Source organism: Streptomyces sp. NPDC006435, assembly GCF_040612315.1.
Lineage (GTDB): Bacteria > Actinomycetota > Actinomycetes > Streptomycetales > Streptomycetaceae > Streptomyces.
The window spans coordinates 1-18,256 of the sequence record NZ_JBEXPY010000067.1; the positions used below are offsets into that span (position 1 = coordinate 1).

The 18,256-nt window shown below is 72.0% G+C and carries 16 protein-coding genes; 6 read left to right on the forward strand and 10 right to left on the reverse strand.

Translation table 11 applies throughout. The annotated features are described in order from the left end of the window. The coding region (locus ABZZ04_RS36300) for an aldehyde dehydrogenase family protein (RefSeq protein ID WP_356936534.1) at positions 1–146 on the reverse strand (146 nt) is incomplete at its 3' end. A 72-nt stretch (positions 147–218) separates the two neighbouring features. Further along, positions 219–1,583: a glutamine synthetase family protein gene (locus ABZZ04_RS36305; RefSeq protein ID WP_356936506.1), complete on the reverse strand. Its 1,365-nt coding sequence runs from the start codon at positions 1,581–1,583 to the stop codon at positions 219–221. Positions 1,584–2,015: 432 nt separating this feature from the next. On the opposite strand from ABZZ04_RS36305, the gene eat reads away from it, so the two are divergent. Both eat and ABZZ04_RS36315 read left to right on the forward strand, forming a co-directional pair. Next, the gene (eat, locus tag ABZZ04_RS36310; protein WP_356936507.1) at positions 2,016–3,485 is read left to right on the forward strand and encodes an ethanolamine permease; all 1,470 of its coding nucleotides are present in this window, start codon (positions 2,016–2,018) and stop codon (positions 3,483–3,485) included. Between the two features lie 230 nt (positions 3,486–3,715). Further along, positions 3,716–5,206, forward strand: coding sequence for a peptidoglycan DD-metalloendopeptidase family protein (locus ABZZ04_RS36315; protein WP_356936508.1), 1,491 nt, complete (start codon positions 3,716–3,718; stop codon positions 5,204–5,206). Here ABZZ04_RS36315 and ABZZ04_RS36320 read toward each other — a convergent pair. Beyond that, on the reverse strand, positions 5,176–6,402 hold the full coding sequence (locus ABZZ04_RS36320; RefSeq protein WP_356936509.1) for a DMT family transporter: 1,227 nt from the start codon (positions 6,400–6,402) through the stop codon (positions 5,176–5,178). The two genes, ABZZ04_RS36315 and ABZZ04_RS36320, sit on opposite strands and share 31 nt — an antisense overlap. A 220-nt stretch (positions 6,403–6,622) precedes the next feature. Here ABZZ04_RS36320 and ABZZ04_RS36325 point away from each other — a divergent pair, with 220 nt between their 5' ends. Beyond that, positions 6,623–7,303 carry a (2Fe-2S)-binding protein gene (locus ABZZ04_RS36325; RefSeq protein ID WP_356936510.1) on the forward strand — a complete coding sequence of 227 codons (681 nt, stop codon included), beginning with the start codon at positions 6,623–6,625 and terminating at the stop codon, positions 7,301–7,303. A gap of 99 nt (positions 7,304–7,402) precedes the next feature. Here the strand turns inward: ABZZ04_RS36325 and ABZZ04_RS36330 are convergent, their stop codons facing one another. Continuing rightward, entirely contained in the window at positions 7,403–7,858 is a 456-nt protein-coding gene (locus ABZZ04_RS36330) for an ATP-binding protein (RefSeq protein WP_356936511.1), read from the reverse strand. 293 nt (positions 7,859–8,151) lie between these two features. Between ABZZ04_RS36330 and ABZZ04_RS36335 the strand changes: the two genes are divergently transcribed. Then, on the forward strand, positions 8,152–9,636 hold the full coding sequence (locus ABZZ04_RS36335; RefSeq protein ID WP_356936512.1) for an SDR family NAD(P)-dependent oxidoreductase: 1,485 nt from the start codon (positions 8,152–8,154) through the stop codon (positions 9,634–9,636). Between the two features lie 350 nt (positions 9,637–9,986). Then, a complete protein-coding gene (locus ABZZ04_RS36340; protein WP_356936513.1) occupies positions 9,987–10,163 on the forward strand; it encodes a hypothetical protein in 177 nt (58 codons plus the stop codon). A 117-nt stretch (positions 10,164–10,280) separates the two neighbouring features. Here ABZZ04_RS36340 and ABZZ04_RS36345 read toward each other — a convergent pair whose 3' ends face one another. The 6 genes from ABZZ04_RS36345 to ABZZ04_RS36370 all read right to left on the reverse strand — a co-directional run bounded on the left by ABZZ04_RS36345 (position 10,281) and on the right by ABZZ04_RS36370 (position 16,752). Beyond that, positions 10,281–11,717 (reverse strand): lipase maturation factor family protein, encoded by a 1,437-nt coding sequence (locus ABZZ04_RS36345; RefSeq protein ID WP_356936514.1) that lies wholly within the window; start codon positions 11,715–11,717, stop codon positions 10,281–10,283. Positions 11,718–11,777: 60 nt separating this feature from the next. Next, a complete protein-coding gene (locus tag ABZZ04_RS36350; RefSeq protein ID WP_356936515.1) occupies positions 11,778–12,302 on the reverse strand; it encodes a DUF1990 domain-containing protein in 525 nt (174 codons plus the stop codon). Beyond that, positions 12,299–13,153, reverse strand: coding sequence for a YndJ family protein (locus ABZZ04_RS36355; RefSeq protein WP_356936516.1), 855 nt, complete (start codon positions 13,151–13,153; stop codon positions 12,299–12,301). Before ABZZ04_RS36355 ends, ABZZ04_RS36350 begins: the two co-directional genes overlap by 4 nt. A gap of 434 nt (positions 13,154–13,587) precedes the next feature. Further along, a complete protein-coding gene (locus ABZZ04_RS36360) occupies positions 13,588–14,652 on the reverse strand; it encodes an iron chelate uptake ABC transporter family permease subunit (protein ID WP_356936517.1) in 1,065 nt (354 codons plus the stop codon). Then, positions 14,649–15,686, reverse strand: coding sequence for an iron ABC transporter permease (locus tag ABZZ04_RS36365; RefSeq protein WP_356936518.1), 1,038 nt, complete (start codon positions 15,684–15,686; stop codon positions 14,649–14,651). Before ABZZ04_RS36365 ends, ABZZ04_RS36360 begins: the two co-directional genes overlap by 4 nt. 16 nt (positions 15,687–15,702) lie before the next feature. Further along, positions 15,703–16,752: an iron-siderophore ABC transporter substrate-binding protein gene (locus ABZZ04_RS36370; protein ID WP_356936519.1), complete on the reverse strand. Its 1,050-nt coding sequence runs from the start codon at positions 16,750–16,752 to the stop codon at positions 15,703–15,705. A 386-nt stretch (positions 16,753–17,138) separates the two neighbouring features. On the opposite strand from ABZZ04_RS36370, the gene ABZZ04_RS36375 reads away from it, so the two are divergent. Next, positions 17,139–18,191 (forward strand): chitinase, encoded by a 1,053-nt coding sequence (locus tag ABZZ04_RS36375; protein ID WP_356936520.1) that lies wholly within the window; start codon positions 17,139–17,141, stop codon positions 18,189–18,191. The last annotated feature ends 65 nt before the right edge of the window (positions 18,192–18,256 follow it).

Sequence of the window (18,256 nt, forward strand, 5' to 3'; positions counted from 1 at the left end):
GCGGCGGCCCAGGCGCGCTGGGCGGTGGCGGCGCGGACGACGGCCGCGTCGACGTCGGCGGGGGTGGCGGCCGGGACGGTCGCGACGACCTCGGCCGTGGCCGGGTTCAGGACGTCCAGGTTGCGGGGTTCGGGCTGATGGGACACGTACGGGCCTCGATCATCGGGAACGGGAACGGGAACGGGAACGGGAACGGGAGCCGGGGGGCGGGACGGAGGTCACAGACGTTCGAAGGAACGGCGCAGTTCCCAGTCGGTCACGGCGGCGTCGTACGCGGCGAGTTCGACACGCGCCATGTTCAGGTAGTGCGCGACGACCTCCTCGCCGAAGGCCTCCTTGGCGATGGGGCTGGCCTCCCACAGGTCGGCGGCCTCGCGCAGGGTGGTCGGCACCTGCTGGTACTCGGCGGTGTAGGCATTGCCGGTGCACACCTCCGGCAGCGGCAGTTCGTGCTCCACGCCGTACAGCCCCGCGGCGACCAGCCCGGCGGTGGCGAGGTACGGGTTGACGTCGCCGCCGGGCAGCCGGTTCTCGAAACGGCGGGAGCGGCCGTGACCGACCACCCGCAGCGAACAGGTGCGGTTGTCATGACCCCAGGCGACGGCGGTCGGTGCGAACGACCCGGGCTGGAACCGCTTGTAGGAGTTGATGTTCGGCGCGTACAGCAACGAGAAGTCGCGCAGCGCGGCGAGCTGCCCGGCCAGGAAGTGCCGCATCAGCGGCGACATGCCGTCCGGGCCGTCGCCCGCCATCGCGTTGTCGCCGTCGCCGTCGGTGAGCGAGAGGTGGATGTGGCAGGAATTGCCCTCGCGCTCGTCGTACTTGGCCATGAAGGTCAGCGAGACGCCCTCCTGCGCGGCGATCTCCTTGGCGCCCGTCTTGTAGACGGCGTGCTGGTCGCAGGTGATCAGCGCCTCGTCGTAGCGGAAGGCGATCTCGTGCTGGCCGAGATTGCACTCGCCCTTGGCCGACTCGACGGTCAGCCCGGCGGCCTGCATCTCGTTGCGGATGCGGCGCAGCAGCGGTTCCACACGGCCGGAGCCCAGGATGGAGTAGTCGACGTTGTACTGGTTGGCCGGGGTCAGCCCGCGGTAGTCGCGGTCCCACGCCTCCTCGTAGCTGTCCTTGAAGACGATGAACTCCAGCTCCGTGCCCACCTGGGCCCGGTAGCCGAGTCCGGCCAGCCGGTCCAGCTGGCGGCGCAGAACCTGGCGCGGCGCGGCGACGACCGGGCTGCCGTCGTGCCAGGCGAGGTCGGCCAGCAGCAGGGCGGTGCCCTCGTGCCAGGGGACGAGCCGCAGCGAGGCGAGGTCCGGGACCATGGCGAAGTCGCCGTAGCCGTGCTCCCAGGAGGACATCGCGTAGCCGTCGACGGTGTTCATGTCGGTGTCCACGGCCAGCAGGTAGTTGCAGCCCTCGGTGCCGTGCTCCAGAACCTCGTCGAGGAAGAACCCGGCGGCGAACCGCTTTCCCTGGAGCCGCCCCTGCATGTCGGGGAATGCCAGCACGACGGTGTCGATCGACCCGTTCGCGACGAGCGAGCGCAGCTCCTCGACGGCGAGCGGGGGTGTGCGGTCTGCCACGGGATTCCTCCTTGGGTGCACCGAGATCCATAAGGTATGGCAGTTGACCATTGCTTGGGAAGGGGGCCGGAGGGTGGCGGCGACGAGAGGGGTGCCGGAGTTCCGTCACGGGTCGAAGGGATGATTCCGCCGTTGCCCGGGAAGGGTGTTCGCGCGGAGGTGTCGGGGTCGTGTGCGGCATCGGCGCACGGGCGCTGTTGTCGTCACGGATGCCGCCGTCGTGACGTCGTGTCGGCCGGCGCCTCCTTCCGGGGTGCGGTCGTCGGGTGGGCCCGGCGGTGGTGCGGTGCGCATCCGTAACCACTCTTTTACGTACGCCCCTTGTGTTTCCCCCGGCGTTCCACAAAGGTGTGCCACCGAACCTTTGCCGAAGGCTCGCTCTTCGCCCCCACGCCCCGGCGCAGCGCCGCCGACACACGACTGGAGCGCCCCATGACCCAGGGAACCGGTACCACCACCAGCCCGCCGGGCGGCCCCGGCGACGGGGCGTCCGGCGTGGACGAGTACCTGCACCGCCGCACCCTGCGCCGGGGCAGTGCGGGCTGGCTCCTGCTGACCGGACTCGGCGTCGCCTACGTCGTGTCCGGCGACTACTCCGGCTGGAACATCGGCCTCTCCAAGGGCGGCTTCGGCGGACTGGCCGCGGCCACCGTGCTGATGGGCCTGATGTACGCGTGCCTGGTCTTCGCGCTCGCCGAACTCTCCGCCATCCTGCCCACCGCGGGCGGCGGTTACGGCTTCGCGCGGCGCGCCCTGGGGACCTGGGGCGGTTTCCTCACCGGCACGGCGATCCTCATCGAGTACATCCTCGCCCCGGCCGCCATCTCGCTGTTCATCGGTGACTACGTCGAATCGCTCGGCCTGTTCGGCCTCACCTCCGGCTGGCCCGTCTACCTCGCGTGCTTCGTCGTCTTCATCGGCATCCACCTGTGGGGCGTCGGCGAGGCTCTGCGGTTCAGCCTGGTCGTGACCGCCATCGCGGTGGCCGCCCTGCTGGTCTTCGCCATCGGAGCGTTCACCGAGTTCGACGCGAGCCGCCTCGACGACATCCCGGTGGACACCGGCGCGTTCGGCTCCTCGTCCTGGCTGCCCTTCGGGCTGCTCGGCATCTGGGCCGCCTTCCCCTTCGGCATGTGGTTCTTCCTCGGCGTCGAGGGCGTGCCGCTCGCCGCCGAGGAGGCCAAGGACCCGGTCAGGTCGATGCCGAAGGCGCTGGCCATCTCGCTGACCGTACTGGTGGGCCTGGCGGTGCTCACCTTCCTCTCCGCCACCGGAGCGCAGGGCGCCAAGGCCATCCAGGAGGCCGGAAACCCCCTCGTGGTCGCGCTGGAGGGCGACGGCGGACCCACCGGCCTGAGCCGGTTCGTCAACTACGCGGGTCTCGCCGGTCTGGTGGCCTCGTTCTTCTCGCTGATTTTCGCCGGCTCCCGCCAGTTGTTCGCGCTGTCCCGGGCCGGGTACCTGCCACGCTTCCTCTCGCTCACCAACCGCCGCAGGTCCCCCTACCTCGGCCTGCTGATCCCCGGAGCGATCGGCTTCACGCTGGCCGCCTGGGTCGGCAACGGCGGCCGGATGCTGAACGTCGCCGTCTTCGGCGCCACCATCAGCTACGCGCTGATGGCGCTCTCCCACGTCGTGCTGCGCCGCCGCGAGCCGGATCTCGAACGGCCCTACCGCACGCCCGGCGGCGCGCTCACCTCGTCCGTGGCCCTCGTGCTGGCCTGCTCGGCGCTGGTGGCGACCTTCCTGGTGGACCGGGACGCGGCGTTCATCGCCCTCGGGGTGTACGGGGTGGCGCTGGCCTACTTCGCCCTGTACAGCCGGCACCGGCTCGTCGCGAACGCCCCGGAGGAGGAGTTCGCCGCACTGGCGGCGGCCGAGGCCGAACTGTCGCGGGACTGACCGACCGAACCCGACGAGGCGTCAGAACCCTGTAAGGGTCCGCATGAACCCCCATTGGTCCGGAAAAGTCCGTGCGTCCAGGTGCCCCGCTCGCCCCCGCCGTGCCGTGCCACGGCGGGGGACGGGGCGGATGTGACGGGCGAATACGGGTGCTCTCTTGTCATCTCCCTTTGACTGCACATAAGTTGGGCGCTTGCGACGTGTCCTATTGCCTGTGGGGGAGCCAAGTCATGGCCGCGAACGGACGGCACCGCAAATATCAGCCCAGCCGGATCAACCGTGCCTCGCTCACGGTCACCGCGGGCGGTGCGGGCCTCGCGCTCCCGCTCCTGGCGGCGGCCCCGGCGGGCGCCGCCTCCCCGGACGTCTGGGAGAAGGTCGCCGCCTGCGAGTCCACCGGCAACTGGCACATCAACAGCGGCAACGGCTACTTCGGCGGACTGCAGTTCACCCGTTCGACCTGGGCGGCCTACGGAGGCACGCTCTACGCCCCGCGCGCCGACCTGGCCACCAAGGACCAGCAGATAGCCATCGCCGAGAAGGTGCTCGAAGGGCAGGGCCCCGGCGCCTGGCCGGGCTGCTCGACGAAGGCGGGACTGACCAGGAGCGGCGACACCGCCGACATCGCCCCGCAGTCGCAACGCACCGATCGCGTGCGGGCGTCGGAGAAGCAGGAGAAGCAGGAGAAGCAGGAACAGGCCGCCGACCGGAAGGCGCGGGCGAAGCAGGCGGCCGCGGCCGCCTCGCCGACCGCGGTGCCCGGCAAGCGCGAGTCGTACACCGTGGCCCGCGGCGACTCGCTCTCCGCGATCGCGGCGTCCGAGCACGTCCGGGGCGGCTGGCAGCGCCTCTACGAGGCCAACCGGGAGGTCGTGGGGGACGATCCGGACCTCATCTTCCCCGGGCAGCGGCTGAGCATCGACCCGGCCGCCCGGCCGCGGCGCACGGCCCAGGCACCCGAGGCGAAGTCGCGGGCGGAGACCCCGGCCCGGACGAAGCAGCCGAAGGCGGGCGCGGCGGAGCCCGAGCACCGCGCGGCGGCCCCCGAGCGCCAGGCGGCCAGGTCCCACGACCGGACCACCGGGACCGGGACGAAGACCCGGCCGGTCGCCTCGCAGCAGGACCAGGCGGAGAAGGCGAAGCCGAAGACCCGGCCGACGGCCCCCCAGCAGCACCAGGCGGCGAAGCCGAAGCCGCAGCAGAGCGAGAAGCCGAAGCCGCACCAGAGTGCGAAGCCGAAACCGCAGCAGAGCACGAAGCCGAAACCGCACCCGAAGAAGACCGAGAACCACCGCCCGAAGGAACGGCCCGAGAGGCACACCGGCCTCGTCGCCCCCGTCTCGGCCGGCATCGGGACCCCGTACCACCAGGCCGGTTCCTGGTCCAGCGGCTACCACACCGGGGTCGACTTCCCCGTACCCACCGGTACGTCGGTGAAGGCGGTGGCCTCCGGCACGGTCGTCTCGGCGGGCTGGGGAGGGGCGTACGGCTACCAGGTCGTCATCCGGCACAACGACGGCAAGTACAGCCAGTACGCGCACCTGTCCGCGCTCAATGTGCGCGAGGGGCGGCAGGTCTCCGCGGGCCAGCGCATCGCCCGCTCCGGCTCCACCGGGAACAGCACCGGCCCGCACCTGCACTTCGAGATCCGCACAGGCCCCGGCTACGGCTCGGACATCGACCCGCTGGCCTACCTCAGGGCGGGCGGCGCCAGGGTCTGAACGGCCCCGTGGGTCCCGGCCGCGTCGTCCGGCGCGCCGGGACCGTCGGACGGGCGCCCCCGGCGCGCGGCGTCGGAACGGGGCCGCCCGTCCGTGAACTCCACCTTTTCCAGACACATCAGCGGCATCAGCAACGGCAGCCGGCGCCGCTCGGGCACCGTCTCCGGGACGGCCTCGGCCGCGAACATCTCCAGGACGGGTCCGGTCGCCCCGGGCACCGTCTCTTTGCCGGGCACCGGCTCCGCGGCCCGCGCCTCCCGTCCGTCCGCAGCGGTGCCCAAAAGCCCGTCACCTGCCGCGGTGCCCAAGAGCCCCTCGCTCGCCGCGGTGTCCGGGAGCTCATCGTCCACGGCCCGCGCGGCGTGCCGTTCCGCACCCAGGCGTTCCGTCGTGAGCAGGATCAGGCCGCCCGCGGCGAGCACCGCGCAGGCCTGGGCGAGCACGGCCCCGGTCGTGCCGTGCCGGAACTCCTCTCCGAAGAGCGTGAGGCCGACGACGGCGGCCACCACCGGGTTCACCACGGTCACCGTGGCCAGCGGCGCGGTCAGCCCGGCACCCCGGTACGCGGCCTGGGAGAGCAGCAGGCCGGAGGCGGCGAAACCGCCGATCGCCACCAGGGCCGGCAGCCCGGCGCCCACCGCGCCGGAGGTCAGCCCGACCGCCACCGTCTTCGTGAACACGGAGGCGATGCCGAACGCGACCCCCGCCGCACCGGCCAGGACCACGCTGCGGACCACCGGCCGGCGCACGCCCCGGGAGGCCAGCAGGAGCGTCGCGATCGTGCCGAGCGTCAGACCGGCGAGCAGCAGCTGGTCCGGGCCGTCCAGGGCGCGCGACTCGGCGTTCCCGGTGAGTGCGAGCAGACCGGCCAGCCCGACCGTCGTCATGATCGCGCCGCGCCACGCGGTGGCCCCCGCCCGGCGGCGCACGAAGAGTGCCGCCATCGGCAGGGCGAAGACGATGGTGAGCGCCCCGAGCGGCTGGACGAGGCTGAGCGGGCCGTAGGCCAGCGCCACGACGTGCAGCACCGCGCCCACCCCGTTCAGCGTCACGGCGGCCCACCAGACGCGGTTGCGCAGCGGGGCGAGCGAGTTCCCGTCCCCGTCCGCGGCCACGCGTTCCTGGACGATCGCCCCGGCCGCGTAGGCGACCGCGGAGACCAGTGACAGAAGCACGGACAGCGCAAGGGAACTCATGTGCACCACGATGTCCCTTCGGGACGGCCGCGTCGTCGTCCTTGAGGCTGCGATTCGACGTACTGCCCAAGTAGTACGGGTGTGGTCCCAGTGTCCTCCTCCCGAGGGTAGTTCTCCCCCCGGAGAACCTCGGACCATTACGGTGAACGCCGCGGCGCGGGCGTCCGGAGCCCCGCGCACCGACGCCGGCGGCCGGGCGGTGCCGGGAGGGAGCAGAGGGATGGACGGGTCCGCGGCGGCCTCGGTGGGCGGGTTCTTCGCACTGCGGACCGGGGCACCGCCCGACGGCGCACCCCGCCCGCTGGCGGAGCTGTACGCGGGGGAGTCCGCCCCGCTCACCGCCCGCATCGACACCGTCGCCGCCCGGCTGGGCACGTCCGAGCGCCGGGTCGCCGCCTCGATCGCGCACCTGGGACTGGCCTCGCGCCTCTGGTCGGTCGCGCTCGGGTCCGCCGCGCTGACCGGCGGCTTCCCCGCGCTCACGCCCGGTCTCCTGCGCTGGGCACCGGAACGGACGGCCCCCGACGACCTGTGGCTGGAGGACACCGTCTCGCTGCCCGGCACCGCTTGTCGGATCCGGGAGGAGGTCCAGTACGGCCACCTCGTGCCCCTCGCCGAGGCGATCCACCGGGACGGCCCCCTGTCCGACCGGCTGCTGTGGGGCAACGCGGGGTCGGCCCTGGCGGGTTCGCTGCGTCAGCTGGTCACCTGGGCGCGTACGCACCGGCGTCCCGACGTCGGCGCACGGGCCCGCGCGCTGACCGCCGAACTCTTCGACCACCCGGACCTGCGGGACACCGGGGCCCCGCACGCCCCGGCGTTCCGCAGACGGAGCTGCTGTCTGTACTACCGGGTCCCGGGCGGCGGACTGTGCGGGGACTGCGTCCTGGAGCGGAACTGAACGCCCTGGAACCGAACGCCCCGGAGCGGGACCGGACACACCGCCCGCGCCCGGGCGGCCGTGGTCGTGGGGCGGGCGGCGTCCCGCCCGCCCCACAGCTCAACTGCTCAGCTGGAACTCGGCCCGGATGCGCTTGCCCACCGGCACGCGCTCGGCGGTCAGCCGGTCGCACAGCGCCACGACGATCTCCATCCCGTGCCCGCCCGGGCGCGCCGGGTCGGGGGCGCAGAACAGCGGCAGGGCGGCGCTGCTGTCGTACACCGTGACACTGACGCGCTCCGCGGTGCCCTCCAGCTCCAGCAGATAGGGGCCCTGGCTGTAGCGGTCCGCGTTGGTGACCAGCTCGCTCACCGCCAGCATCAGGTCGCCTCGGGTGCGTTCGCCGAACACCGCGAGCCACTCGGCGGCCAGCCGGACCAGGAAACGGTCGGCCAGCGCCCGTGCCCGCGCGATGCAGCCGGGCTCGCCGGCGAACACCTCGGCGCTGTGCAGCACCTCCGGATACCGGTCCGGGCCGGGGCGGCCGACCGGGCGCGAGGTGACCTGTTCGTTCATGTGCTCCAGCCAGGGCGAGCGGGAAAGTCCGGTGACAGCTTCTCGACGTCCGCCTACCCGCGGGAAACGGTCCCACTCCGAGGAGAACCCACCAGTTTTCGGCCACGGCCTGATCGGTCGGTCGCACCCCTTCCCGTGCGCCGTGCGCCGGGCCGGTCCGGAGGGGAGCCGCACACTGTCACGCGAACGGAGCAGCGTCGGGTGCATGGCAGACTTGACCGGGGCGTTCGCCCGGCAGAGCAGGTCAGACACGGCGGTCGGCGCCACGAGAGACGGATGGCAGAGGAACGGCGATGACGGTGACAGAGGACAGCCCGGAGCTCGCTCCCGGAACTGAGGATTTCGGTCCCGGAATCGACCCGGAGCGGCTGGCCGTCTGCCTGAGCGTGCTCGACGAGCTCGACATGATCGAGGTCGACCACCCCGACGCCGTCGCCGTGCGCCGTGCCACCGCCGGGATCTACCGGACCGTGAAGCAGCGCCGCCGCCAGGAGCGCCGCGCCGCCAAGACCGCGCACGACAAGGCGGTCACCGAGGCCACCGCGACCGGCTCGGCCGACCGGATCGACGACGAGACCCAGGGCGTCCTGCCGTCCTCGTCCACCCGCGGCGAGATCGCCGGGGTGCTCCAGCGCCCCCGCTCCTGCTACATCTGCAAGACCCGGTACGTCGAGGTGGACGCGTTCTACCACCAGCTGTGCCAGTCGTGCGCGCAGGAGAACCGCGCCCGCCGCGATGCCCGGACCGACCTCACGGGCCGGCGCGCGCTGCTGACCGGCGGCCGGGCGAAGATCGGCATGTACATCGCGCTGCGGCTGCTGCGCGACGGCGCGCACACCACCATCACCACCCGCTTCCCCAACGACGCGATCCGCCGCTTCAAGGCGATGCCGGACAGCGGGGAGTGGATCCACCGGCTGAAGGTCGTCGGCATCGACCTGCGCGACCCCGCCCAGGTCGTCGCGCTCGCCGACTCGGTGGCGGCCGAGGGGCCGCTGGACATCCTGATCAACAACGCGGCGCAGACCGTGCGCCGCTCCGCGAACGCGTACAGCGAGCTGGTCAACGCCGAGTCCGCGCCGCTCCCGGCGGGCGAGCTGCCCGCGTCGGAGGTCATCGGCACCTTCGGCAGCGGCACCGTCGACCGGGTCACCGCGCTCCCGGCCGCCCGCAAGGAGGGCCTGAGCGCGCAGGACGTCACCGAGCTCGCCCTGGTCACCGGCTCCGCCTCGCTGGAGCGGATCGCCGCCGGGACGGCGATCGACGCGGGCGGGCTCGTCCCCGACCTGCACGACACCAACAGCTGGGTCCAGACCGTCGACGAGGTCGGGCCGATCGAGCTGCTGGAGGTCCAGCTCTGCAACTCCACCGCCCCGTTCATCCTGATCAGCCGGTTGCGCCCGGCGATGGCGGCGACCGCGGCCGAGCGCGCCTACGTGGTCAACGTCTCCGCGATGGAGGGCGTGTTCGGCCGCGGCTACAAGGGGGCGGGCCACCCGCACACCAACATGGCCAAGGCCGCGCTGAACATGCTCACCCGCACCAGCGCCCAGGAGATGTTCGAGAAGGACCGCATCCTGATGACGGCCGTCGACACCGGCTGGATCACCGACGAGCGCCCGCACCCCGACAAGATCCGTCTCGCCGAGGAGGGTTTTCACGCCCCGCTCGACCTGGTGGACGGCGCCGCCCGCGTCTACGACCCGATCGTGCGCGGCGAGGCGGGCGAGGACCTGTACGGCTGCTTCCTCAAGGACTACGCGCCGGGCAAGTGGTAGCCCGTCCGGCGGCGCGGTGACGCGCGAGCCGTCGAGGACCCGGCCGGGAGACATTCCTGGCCGGGTCTTTCCCGTACGAGGTGGCCGAAAGTGACCAGTAGCACACATTCCATCGAGCACGGCGGCGCTCATTTGGTTACTCTGATGTGAACGGACGTAATCGAGGAGTCCACAAACTCTCCTCGACTGTCCTGGGACAGGCTTGTCAACCAAGTCGCCGTCCCGCCCCCGTACCCGGCGCCACCGCGACCGAACTGTTCTTGCCCCTGCCCCCATGAGTGGCCGATCTCCCGGTGATGAGGCCGGAACGTCGGCGACGCCCGGGGCTACGCGACACGAAGGAGTGCGCGGTGACGACACCGGAACTGACGAAGCACGAGAAACGATCCGTCGAACGATACGGGGAGCGGGCCCGCAGGCCCGAGAAGCTCCGGAACATCGAGGTCTGGGCCAGGTCCGCGCCGATCCGGCTGGCCGGCTACGAGGACGACCTCGCCGAGCCGCACATCCTGCCCGGCATCGACTGACGCCGTTCCACGGATCTCCGCCCGAACATTCGAACGTCTGAGCTCCGGGCCGCGCGCTGCGGACCGGAGCTCAGACGTTCGGGGCATCATCCCCGGTACCGGGCGGCGGGTCCGGGCTCAGGACCGCCGGGCCGGGCCGGTCCGGGCGGGACCGAGCGAGACCGGGGGCATGAACTCCCGCACATGGGTCCGGTGCCACCAGCGCCCGGTGGCCCGCAGCTCGCGCCAGGTGGTGTACCGGTAGTGGTACACCCGGGCGCGGACGTGGACGGGCGGGGCGTCGGGGAAGGGGTTGTGGCGCAGCAGCCGCAGCGTGTCCCGGTCGTTCTCCAGCAGCCGTTCCACGAACGGGCCGAACCAGGGCCGGGCGTACGCGGGGGAGAGCGCCGCGAACCACATCAGCCAGTCGAGCCGCAGATGGTACGGGGCGAACTGGCGGGGCATCCGGCGCGGGTCGCCAGGCTTGCCGCGGAAGCCGTACTCCTGCCAGTGGGTGCCGTCGTGGAGCACCCGCTCGTCCGTGCCCTCGACCACCACCTCCAGCCGGACCCGGCTGATGCTGCCGAAGGCGCCGTAGGTGTTGACCAGGTGAAGCGGGTCGAACGAGCGGTTCATCACCTGGCGGCGGGAGACGAGGTTGCGCGCCGGGCGGTGGCTGAGGAGGACGACCAGCGCGGTGACCGCGATGACGACGATCTCGTACCAGAGCGGCGGCGCGGACTGCGCGGGCATCCGGACGAACGGGGACCAGTCGACGGCGGACAGGGCGAGGGTGATGGTCAGCCAGTTCAGCCAGGCGAAGTTCCCCGAGAGCACCAGCCACAGCTGGGTGACGATCATCAGCCCGGCGGCGGCGCCCGCCACCGGCTGCGGGGTGAACAGGAGCACCGGCACCAGGAGCTGGGTGAAGTGGTTGGCCGCCACCTCGGCCCGGTGGAGGGGCTTCGGCAGCCGGTGGAAGAACCAGCTCAGCGGCCCCGGCATCGGCTGGGTCTCGTGATGGAAGTACAGACACGTCAGCCTGCGCCAGCACTCGTCGCCCCGGATCTTGATCAGCCCGGCGCCGAACTCCACCCGGAACAGCACCCAGCGCAGCAGCCACAGCACCAGCACCGGCGGGGACGTGGGCCCGTTGCCGAGGAAGACCGCGAGGAAGCCGGTCTCCAGCAGCAGCGATTCCCAGCCGAACCCGTACCAGGTCTGACCGACCTGGACGATCGAGAGGTAGAGGAACCAGGGCAGCGCCCACAGCAGCATCGCCGCCCAGAGCGGAACGTACGAGTCCACGCCCGCGAGCAGGGCGACGGCGAGCGCGCAGCCGGTCCAGGCGACGAGGGCGAAGAAGCGGTCGGAGTAGTGGAGCCGGAAGAGCCCGGGGCCCTCGCGCCAGTCCGTGCGCCGCAGGAGGTCGGGCACCGGCAGCATGCCGCGTTCCCCGATCAGGGCCCGGAACTGGAGCGCGGCGGTGAGGAAGGCGAACAGGTACACACCGGCGAGGGCCCGCTGGAAGACCAGCCGGCTGAGCCAGTACCCGTCCGCGGTGAACCACTCCATCACCTCCAGTATCGGTCCGGCGCCCCGCCCCGGCCCCTCAGCTCCGCCCGCCCCGGCCCCTCAGTTCCGTCCGCCGCGCCCCTCGGCCACGACACGGCGGAGCACGGTGCCGAGCCACCGGGCGTAGCACCGCTGGAGCACCGGGACGACGGGGCCCGCGAGCCGGGTGTACCAGACGGCCGGGCGGCTGAACGCCAGGACGGTGAACCACACCGTCCCGTCGTCCGCCAGCTCCACCACGAAGGACTCCTCGCCGCGTTCCGGATGCCGGATCTCGGTCCCGTAGGCGAACCCGGTGCGGTCCTGCTCGTACGCGGCCCAGACGACCCGGCAGGGGGCGGTGAACCGGAGCGGGCCGAGGCCCAGCGACACCCGGACGCGGACCCCGGCCTCGGCCCGGCCCGCCGACGCGCGGACCCGGGCCCCGCCGGTGCGGTGCATGCGCCACTCGGTGACCGCCGCGCCCGCCGCCTCGAAGTCGGCCCGGCCGCGCCCGACCCGGGTCCGGTGGTGCAGGTGGTGGTACCCGTCGGGGAGCGGGCCGAGGCGGGTGGCGCCTACCTCGGAGTAGGTGAGGGTGCTCATGCGGTCCTGCTTTCGTGGTCGATGCCGGTGCGGAGCCGCTGCCAGGCGAGCAGCGAGCAGAGGGCGAAGCCCAGGGCGTTGCCGAGGCCGTGGGTGGCGGCCATCCAGGTCAGTGTGGGGTGCGGGATTCCGGTGGCCTCGCCGAGTGCCCAGCTCAGGGCGAGGACCATGGTGACGGCGAGCACGGCGGACGAGACGGCGAGCAGCACCCGGGTGGTCCGGTCCCGCTGACCGGTGCGGACCGACCGCCAGGTGAGGAGGGCGACGGCCCACATTCCCGCGGTCAGGACGACCGCGCCGGCCAGTTCGGCCCAGTCCCCGATGAAGTAGCCGATCAGGACGAGCAGGGTGCCCAGCGGGACGCTCAGCGCGGCGAACCTGCCAGCGGGGCTGTCGGAGAGTCCGCAGACGAGCCCCGCGACCAGCGCGGCGGCGAACCCGGCGAAGTGGAAGTGCGGCACGGTCAGCGCGAGGATGTCGAGCCCGAAGCCGAAGAGCGCGTGCCCCGAGCGTTCGGCGACCAGGGCGGTGGCGGCGATCGACGGGGTGACAAGCGCGGTGAGCAGGGCGATCTCGGCGGGCGCCACGGCAGGGGTCCCGGACGCCCGGAGGCCGCGGAGCAGCCGGGGCGGGGCGTGCAGGGCCAGGAGCACGGTCCCGAGGGCGTAACAGACCGCCGGCGCGGTGGCGGCCGTGCCGCGCGGCAGCCACAGGGCCACGGCCCCGGGGACGGCGAAGAGCGGCCACAGTCGTCGCATCCGGTCCAGCTCGGGCGCGGCGATCAGCCGCAGCCCCGCGGGAACCACCACCAGCATGCCCAGCATCACGATCGAATTGACCAGCACCGACATGGCCGCCCCCCTGACTTGAACGTGTTCAACTCTGTTCGGCGCCGACTCTACGAGCTTTCTTGAACGTGTTCAAGAAGGGGGTCGGGGAAGGCGGGAACGGATCGCGCGGAGGGTGGGGGAGGGGGCCGGGGGCCGATGGCAGGATGCCGCCATGGAGATCCTTCCCGGGCGGGGCGCGGGCCCGTCATGATCGGGGACCACCGGAGCCGGGCCGAGGAAGGCATCGGCCGTCAAGGGGCTCACCAGCGCCCCGTGCGACATCGGCCACGACTTCCACGCCGGGTTCTCCGTCCGGTCCATGTGCGTGCCGGAGGCGCGAGAGGTGGACCCGACGGCGGGGGAGGACGACCCGCGGTGCGTCGTCGAGGGAGTGTCCGTGGCGCCGTACGACTACTTCGTCCGCCCGGACGACGCGTAGTGTCCGGCGCCGGACCTCACAGGGCTCCCCGGCGCCACTCCCGTACCAGCAGATAGCCGAGGTAGCTGCCGCCGATGGCCATCGTGTAGATGCCGACGGGCAGGTTGTCGAAGAGCGTCACCTGCTGGGCGCACAGGTCCGCGAGCACCAGCAGCAGCGCGCCGGTCAGGGCCGACAGCGCCAGGTGCGGGCCGGAGACCCGGGTGATCCGCTTGGCGACCTGCGGGGCGGTCAGCGCGATGAACGCGATGGGGCCGGCGACGCTGACGGCGGCCGCCGAGAGCACGATCGCCAGCACGACGGCGGCCGTCTTCGTGCGCCGGGGCTCGGAACCGAGCGCGTCCGCGATGTCGTCGCCCATCTCCCCGATGTCCAGCCGGCGCGAGAGCAGCGCGGTGAGCGGCGCCACGACCAGCAGCACCAGCCAGATCGTGGTGGCGTCCTCCCACGACCGCGCCGACAGGCTGCCGTTGACGTAGGCGGTGAGGACGGCGGCCCGGTCCCGCTCCATGGCGTAGACGACGTACTGGGTGATCGCGGTACCGATCGCGGCGACCCCGATGCCCGCGATGACGAGCCGGGCCGGGTTGCGGAATCCGGTCCCGGTCGACACGTAGACCAGGGCCATGGCGAGGACGGCGCCGAGCAGCGCGCCGAGCGCCACCGGAACGGTGTCCGGGAACAGCAGCGCGGCGATCGCGGCACCCGCGCCGGCGCCGGACGCCAGCCCGATCACGTCGGGGCTGCCGAGCGGATTGCGGGTGACGGACTGGAACAGGGCGCCGGAGAGCCCGAGCGCCGCACCGGTGCCCACGGCCACCGTCAGCCGGGGGCCGCGCAGCCGCTCCAGGACGAACGCGTCCTTGCCCTCGGCCCCGCCGGTCACCGCCCCGGCCAGATCGGCGAGCGGGATGCCGAGCCGCCCGAGCGACAGCGTGGCGACGGCGCCCGCCACGAGCAGCACCAGCAGGACGAGGCCGGTCAGCACCGACACCCGCCGGACCGGCAGGGCCACCCTCCCGCCGATCCTCAGCACCTTCCTGGGCGATGCGGCGCGGACCGCGGTCCGATGCGACGTCATGAGTTGCCCCTCATCCTGCGTACGGCGACGAGCAGTGCGGGCGCCCCGATGAACGCGGTCACGACACCGACCATCAGCTCCTGCGGGCGCATGACCACCCGGCCCACGACGTCCGCGAGGAGCAGCAGCGCCGGACCCACCAGCGCCGAGAAAAGGATCTGCATGCGGAAGTCGACGCCGACCACGGCCCGCACCACGTGCGGCACGGCCAGGCCGACGAAGGCGATCGGACCGACCGCCGCCGTCGCCGCCGCGCTCAGCAGCGTGGCCGCGAGCAGCCCGCCCGCCCGCACCAGCGCCGGACTCGCCCCCAGGGAGGCCGCCGTCGAGTCGCCGAGCGCGAGCGCGTTGAGGCCGGGCCCCAGCACGGCGGCGGTCACCAGACCGGCCACCGCGAACGGCAGGACCGACCACAGGACGTCGAAGTCCCGTCCGCCGAGCGCCCCGACGACCCAGTACCGGTAGCTGTCGAAGACCTGCGGCCTGCTCAGCGTCACCGCCTGGATGAACGCGGTGAGCACGGCGGAGAGCACCGCGCCGGCGAGCACGAGCCGGACGAGCCCGCCGCCCGACCCCGCGGAGCCGATCGCGTGGACGAGCAGCCCCGCGAGCAACGCGCCGGGCAGCGCCCACCACATGGTCTCCGTGCTGCCCGACGCCCCCAGGAACGCCGTCGCGGCGACGATGCTCGCGGACGCGCCCGCGTTGATCCCGAGAAGGCCGGGGTCGGCCAGCGGATTGCGGGACACCCCCTGCATGAGGGTGCCCGCGACGGCGAGGCAGAGACCGGCCAGCACGCCGAGCGCGGTCCGCGGGTAGCGGCTCTCGACGATGGTGGTGACATTCGGGTCCGCGGTGCCGGACAGGACGTCCAGCACATCGCCGAACGAGGTGGTGCGGCTGCCGAACATGACGCTCGCGAGCACGGCGAGTGCGAGGAGGGCGAGCGCGAACAGGACGGAGAAAGCCCGCCGAGCGGTGCCGGTCCGTGAGGTACCGGCACCGCTCGGCGGTGCGTGCGTGGTGGTGGCCATGGTGCGGGGTTCGGCCTCAGCCCTTGTCGGCGGCCTCGACGGCCTTGTCGATCAGCGGCAGGTAACGGTCGATCACCCACGGCACGGTGAGCGGGTTGATGATCGAGGAGGCGGTGACGAAGGGGTTGTCGTTGCTCGCCACCACGGCGCCGCTCTTGACCGCGGGGATCGCCGCGTACAGCGGCTGCGCCTCGATCTCCTTGCGGGACTTGTCGTCCATGTAGAAGGTGAAGACCAGATCGCTGTCCTTCAGCTTCTCCGCGTTCTCCAGGCCGATGAGCGCGGAGTCGGTGCCCTTGGTCTCCTTGAAGGTGTTCACCACCGGGTCGACCGTGAGGCCGAGCGAGGAGACCATCTTGACGCGCTGCTCATCGGGCTTGAACACCCCGAGGGTGCCGGGGCCGGTGTTGTAGATGTACGAGAACGTGTGCTTCTTGTAGTTCGGCCGGGTCGCCGCCGCGTCGGCCAGCTGCTTCTCGATCTTCGAGGTGAGGGTCTTCGCCTCGGCGGGCTGCCCCAGCGCCTTGGCGATGATCTCGATCTGCTGGTCCCAGTCCGTGCTCCACGGCAGGTCCGGGTAGGCGACGGTGGGGGCGATGTCCTTGAGGATGTCGTAGTCCTTCTGCGTGATCCCGGACCACGGCGCGAGGATGACGTCCGGCTCCAGCTCGGTGATCGCCTCGAAGTCGATGTCCTCGCCGCCGGTGAACTGGGTCGGCAGCTTGTCGCCGGACTTCTTCACCGCCTCGTGGATCCAGGGCAGGTAGCCCGTCTTGTCGCTGCCCCACTCGTACTTCTCGATGCCCACCGGGGTGTGGCCGAGCGCGATGGCGGTCTCGGCCGAGCCCTGGCCGAGGGTGACGACCCGTTCGGGCTGCTCCTTGATCTCGGCCGTGCCGAGCGCGCTCTTGATGGAGACGGGGAACGCCCCGCCGCTCTTCCCGGACGCGCCGGACTCCTTCTCGTCCCCGTCGCTCGACGAGCAGCCACCGAGGGTGAGAACGAGGGCCGCGGCGGCGGCAGTTGCGGCGAACGTCCGGCGACGCGCGCGGGTGAACCGGGACATGGAGGTTCCTCAGGTTTGGCGGATGGAGCAACGGGCCCCGCGCCGGCGAGCGGGGTCGCCGACACGGCGGTCGCAGCCGGAACGCGCGGAGCACGTCCGATGCAGATCGCAAAGGGTTAGGCAAGCCTAAGCTAAGCCTTTGTGTGGCGACAACCGGCCCCCCGGAAGTGCTGCCGGGGGGTGTGGGGATCGAGAGGGGCCCTCTTTGGTCCAGACCTATTGACGGAAGGTCTGGACCTCTTTAGCGTGTGGGCCACCGTGAGGTGCAGGAATCCGTACAGCGTTGTCAGGGGCATGACTTTCGTGCGCCCGGCGCGCCCCGTGCCGGACCGTTCCCGGGGGTGCCGCCCCGGTGCCGTCCGGCGGCGACACGAAGGGAACTGGGTATGTTGGGACGGACATCGCGCCTGCTGGGGGTCGGCCTCGCGGCGGCGTGTGTCGTACAGCTGCTGGTGGGCGCGACGCCGAGCGCGGCGCAGGACGACACCTGCGCCGTCAAGTCGAAGCCCGCGGGCAAGGTCCTCCAGGGGTACTGGGAGAACTGGGACGGCGCGTCGAACGGCGTGCACCCGCCGCTCGGTTGGATACCGATCACCGACAGCCGGATCACGCAGCACGGCTACAACGTGATCAACGCGGCCTTCCCGGTCATCCTTTCGGACGGCACCGTCCTGTGGGAGGACGGGATGGACGCCACCGTGAAGGTCCCGACCCCGGCCGAGATGTGCCGGGCGAAGGAATCCGGGCTCACCACCCTGATGTCCATCGGCGGCGCGACCGCCGGCATCGACCTCAACTCCGCCGCCGTCGCCGACCGGTTCGTCGAGACGATCGTGCCGATCCTCAAGAAGTACAACTTCGACGGCATCGACATCGACATCGAGACCGGCCTGACCGGCAGCGGCAACATCAACCAGCTGTCGGCCTCGCAGGCCAACCTGATCCGCATCATCGACGGCGTGCTCGAACGGATGCCGTCGAACTTCGGCCTGACGATGGCTCCGGAGACGGCCTACGTCACAGGCGGGAGTGTCGTGTACGGCTCGATCTGGGGCGCGTACCTGCCCATCGTGAAGAAGTACGCGGACAACGGCCGCCTGTGGTGGCTGAACATGCAGTACTACAACGGCAGCATGTACGGCTGCTCCGGCGACTCGTACTCCGCCGGCACGGTCGAGGGCTTCACGAAGCAGACGGACTGTCTGGACAAGGGGCTCGTCATCCAGGGCACCACGATCAAGGTCCCCTACGACAAGCAGGTGCCGGGACTGCCGGCCCAGCCGGGTGCGGGCGGCGGCCACATGTCGACGGGTCAGGTCTCGCAGGCCTGGAACCACTACGGCAACAGCCTCAAGGGCCTGATGACCTGGTCGCTCAACTGGGACGGTTCGAGGGGCTGGACCTTCGGGGACAACGTCAGGTCGCTCCAGGGCCGCTGAGGCGGCGAAACCGCCCCCGGGACGGTGCTCCGGGGGCGGAGGGGCGCGGACGGGCGGCTTCGCCG

What these genes read in the sequence shown, in the direction of transcription:
- eat (WP_356936507.1), top strand. Translation starts at nt 2,016, where the DNA reads ATGACCCAGGGAACCGGTACCACCACCAGCCCGCCGGGCGGCCCCGGC.
- ABZZ04_RS36315 (WP_356936508.1), top strand. Translation starts at nt 3,716, where the DNA reads ATGGCCGCGAACGGACGGCACCGCAAATATCAGCCCAGCCGGATCAAC.
- ABZZ04_RS36320 (WP_356936509.1), bottom strand. Translation starts at nt 6,402, where the DNA reads ATGAGTTCCCTTGCGCTGTCCGTGCTTCTGTCACTGGTCTCCGCGGTC.
- ABZZ04_RS36325 (WP_356936510.1), top strand. Translation starts at nt 6,623, where the DNA reads ATGGACGGGTCCGCGGCGGCCTCGGTGGGCGGGTTCTTCGCACTGCGG.
- ABZZ04_RS36330 (WP_356936511.1), bottom strand. Translation starts at nt 7,858, where the DNA reads ATGAACGAACAGGTCACCTCGCGCCCGGTCGGCCGCCCCGGCCCGGAC.
- ABZZ04_RS36335 (WP_356936512.1), top strand. Translation starts at nt 8,152, where the DNA reads ATGACGGTGACAGAGGACAGCCCGGAGCTCGCTCCCGGAACTGAGGAT.
- ABZZ04_RS36345 (WP_356936514.1), bottom strand. Translation starts at nt 11,717, where the DNA reads ATGGAGTGGTTCACCGCGGACGGGTACTGGCTCAGCCGGCTGGTCTTC.
- ABZZ04_RS36350 (WP_356936515.1), bottom strand. Translation starts at nt 12,302, where the DNA reads ATGAGCACCCTCACCTACTCCGAGGTAGGCGCCACCCGCCTCGGCCCG.
- ABZZ04_RS36355 (WP_356936516.1), bottom strand. Translation starts at nt 13,153, where the DNA reads ATGTCGGTGCTGGTCAATTCGATCGTGATGCTGGGCATGCTGGTGGTG.
- ABZZ04_RS36360 (WP_356936517.1), bottom strand. Translation starts at nt 14,652, where the DNA reads ATGACGTCGCATCGGACCGCGGTCCGCGCCGCATCGCCCAGGAAGGTG.
- ABZZ04_RS36365 (WP_356936518.1), bottom strand. Translation starts at nt 15,686, where the DNA reads ATGGCCACCACCACGCACGCACCGCCGAGCGGTGCCGGTACCTCACGG.
- ABZZ04_RS36370 (WP_356936519.1), bottom strand. Translation starts at nt 16,752, where the DNA reads ATGTCCCGGTTCACCCGCGCGCGTCGCCGGACGTTCGCCGCAACTGCC.
- ABZZ04_RS36375 (WP_356936520.1), top strand. Translation starts at nt 17,139, where the DNA reads ATGTTGGGACGGACATCGCGCCTGCTGGGGGTCGGCCTCGCGGCGGCG.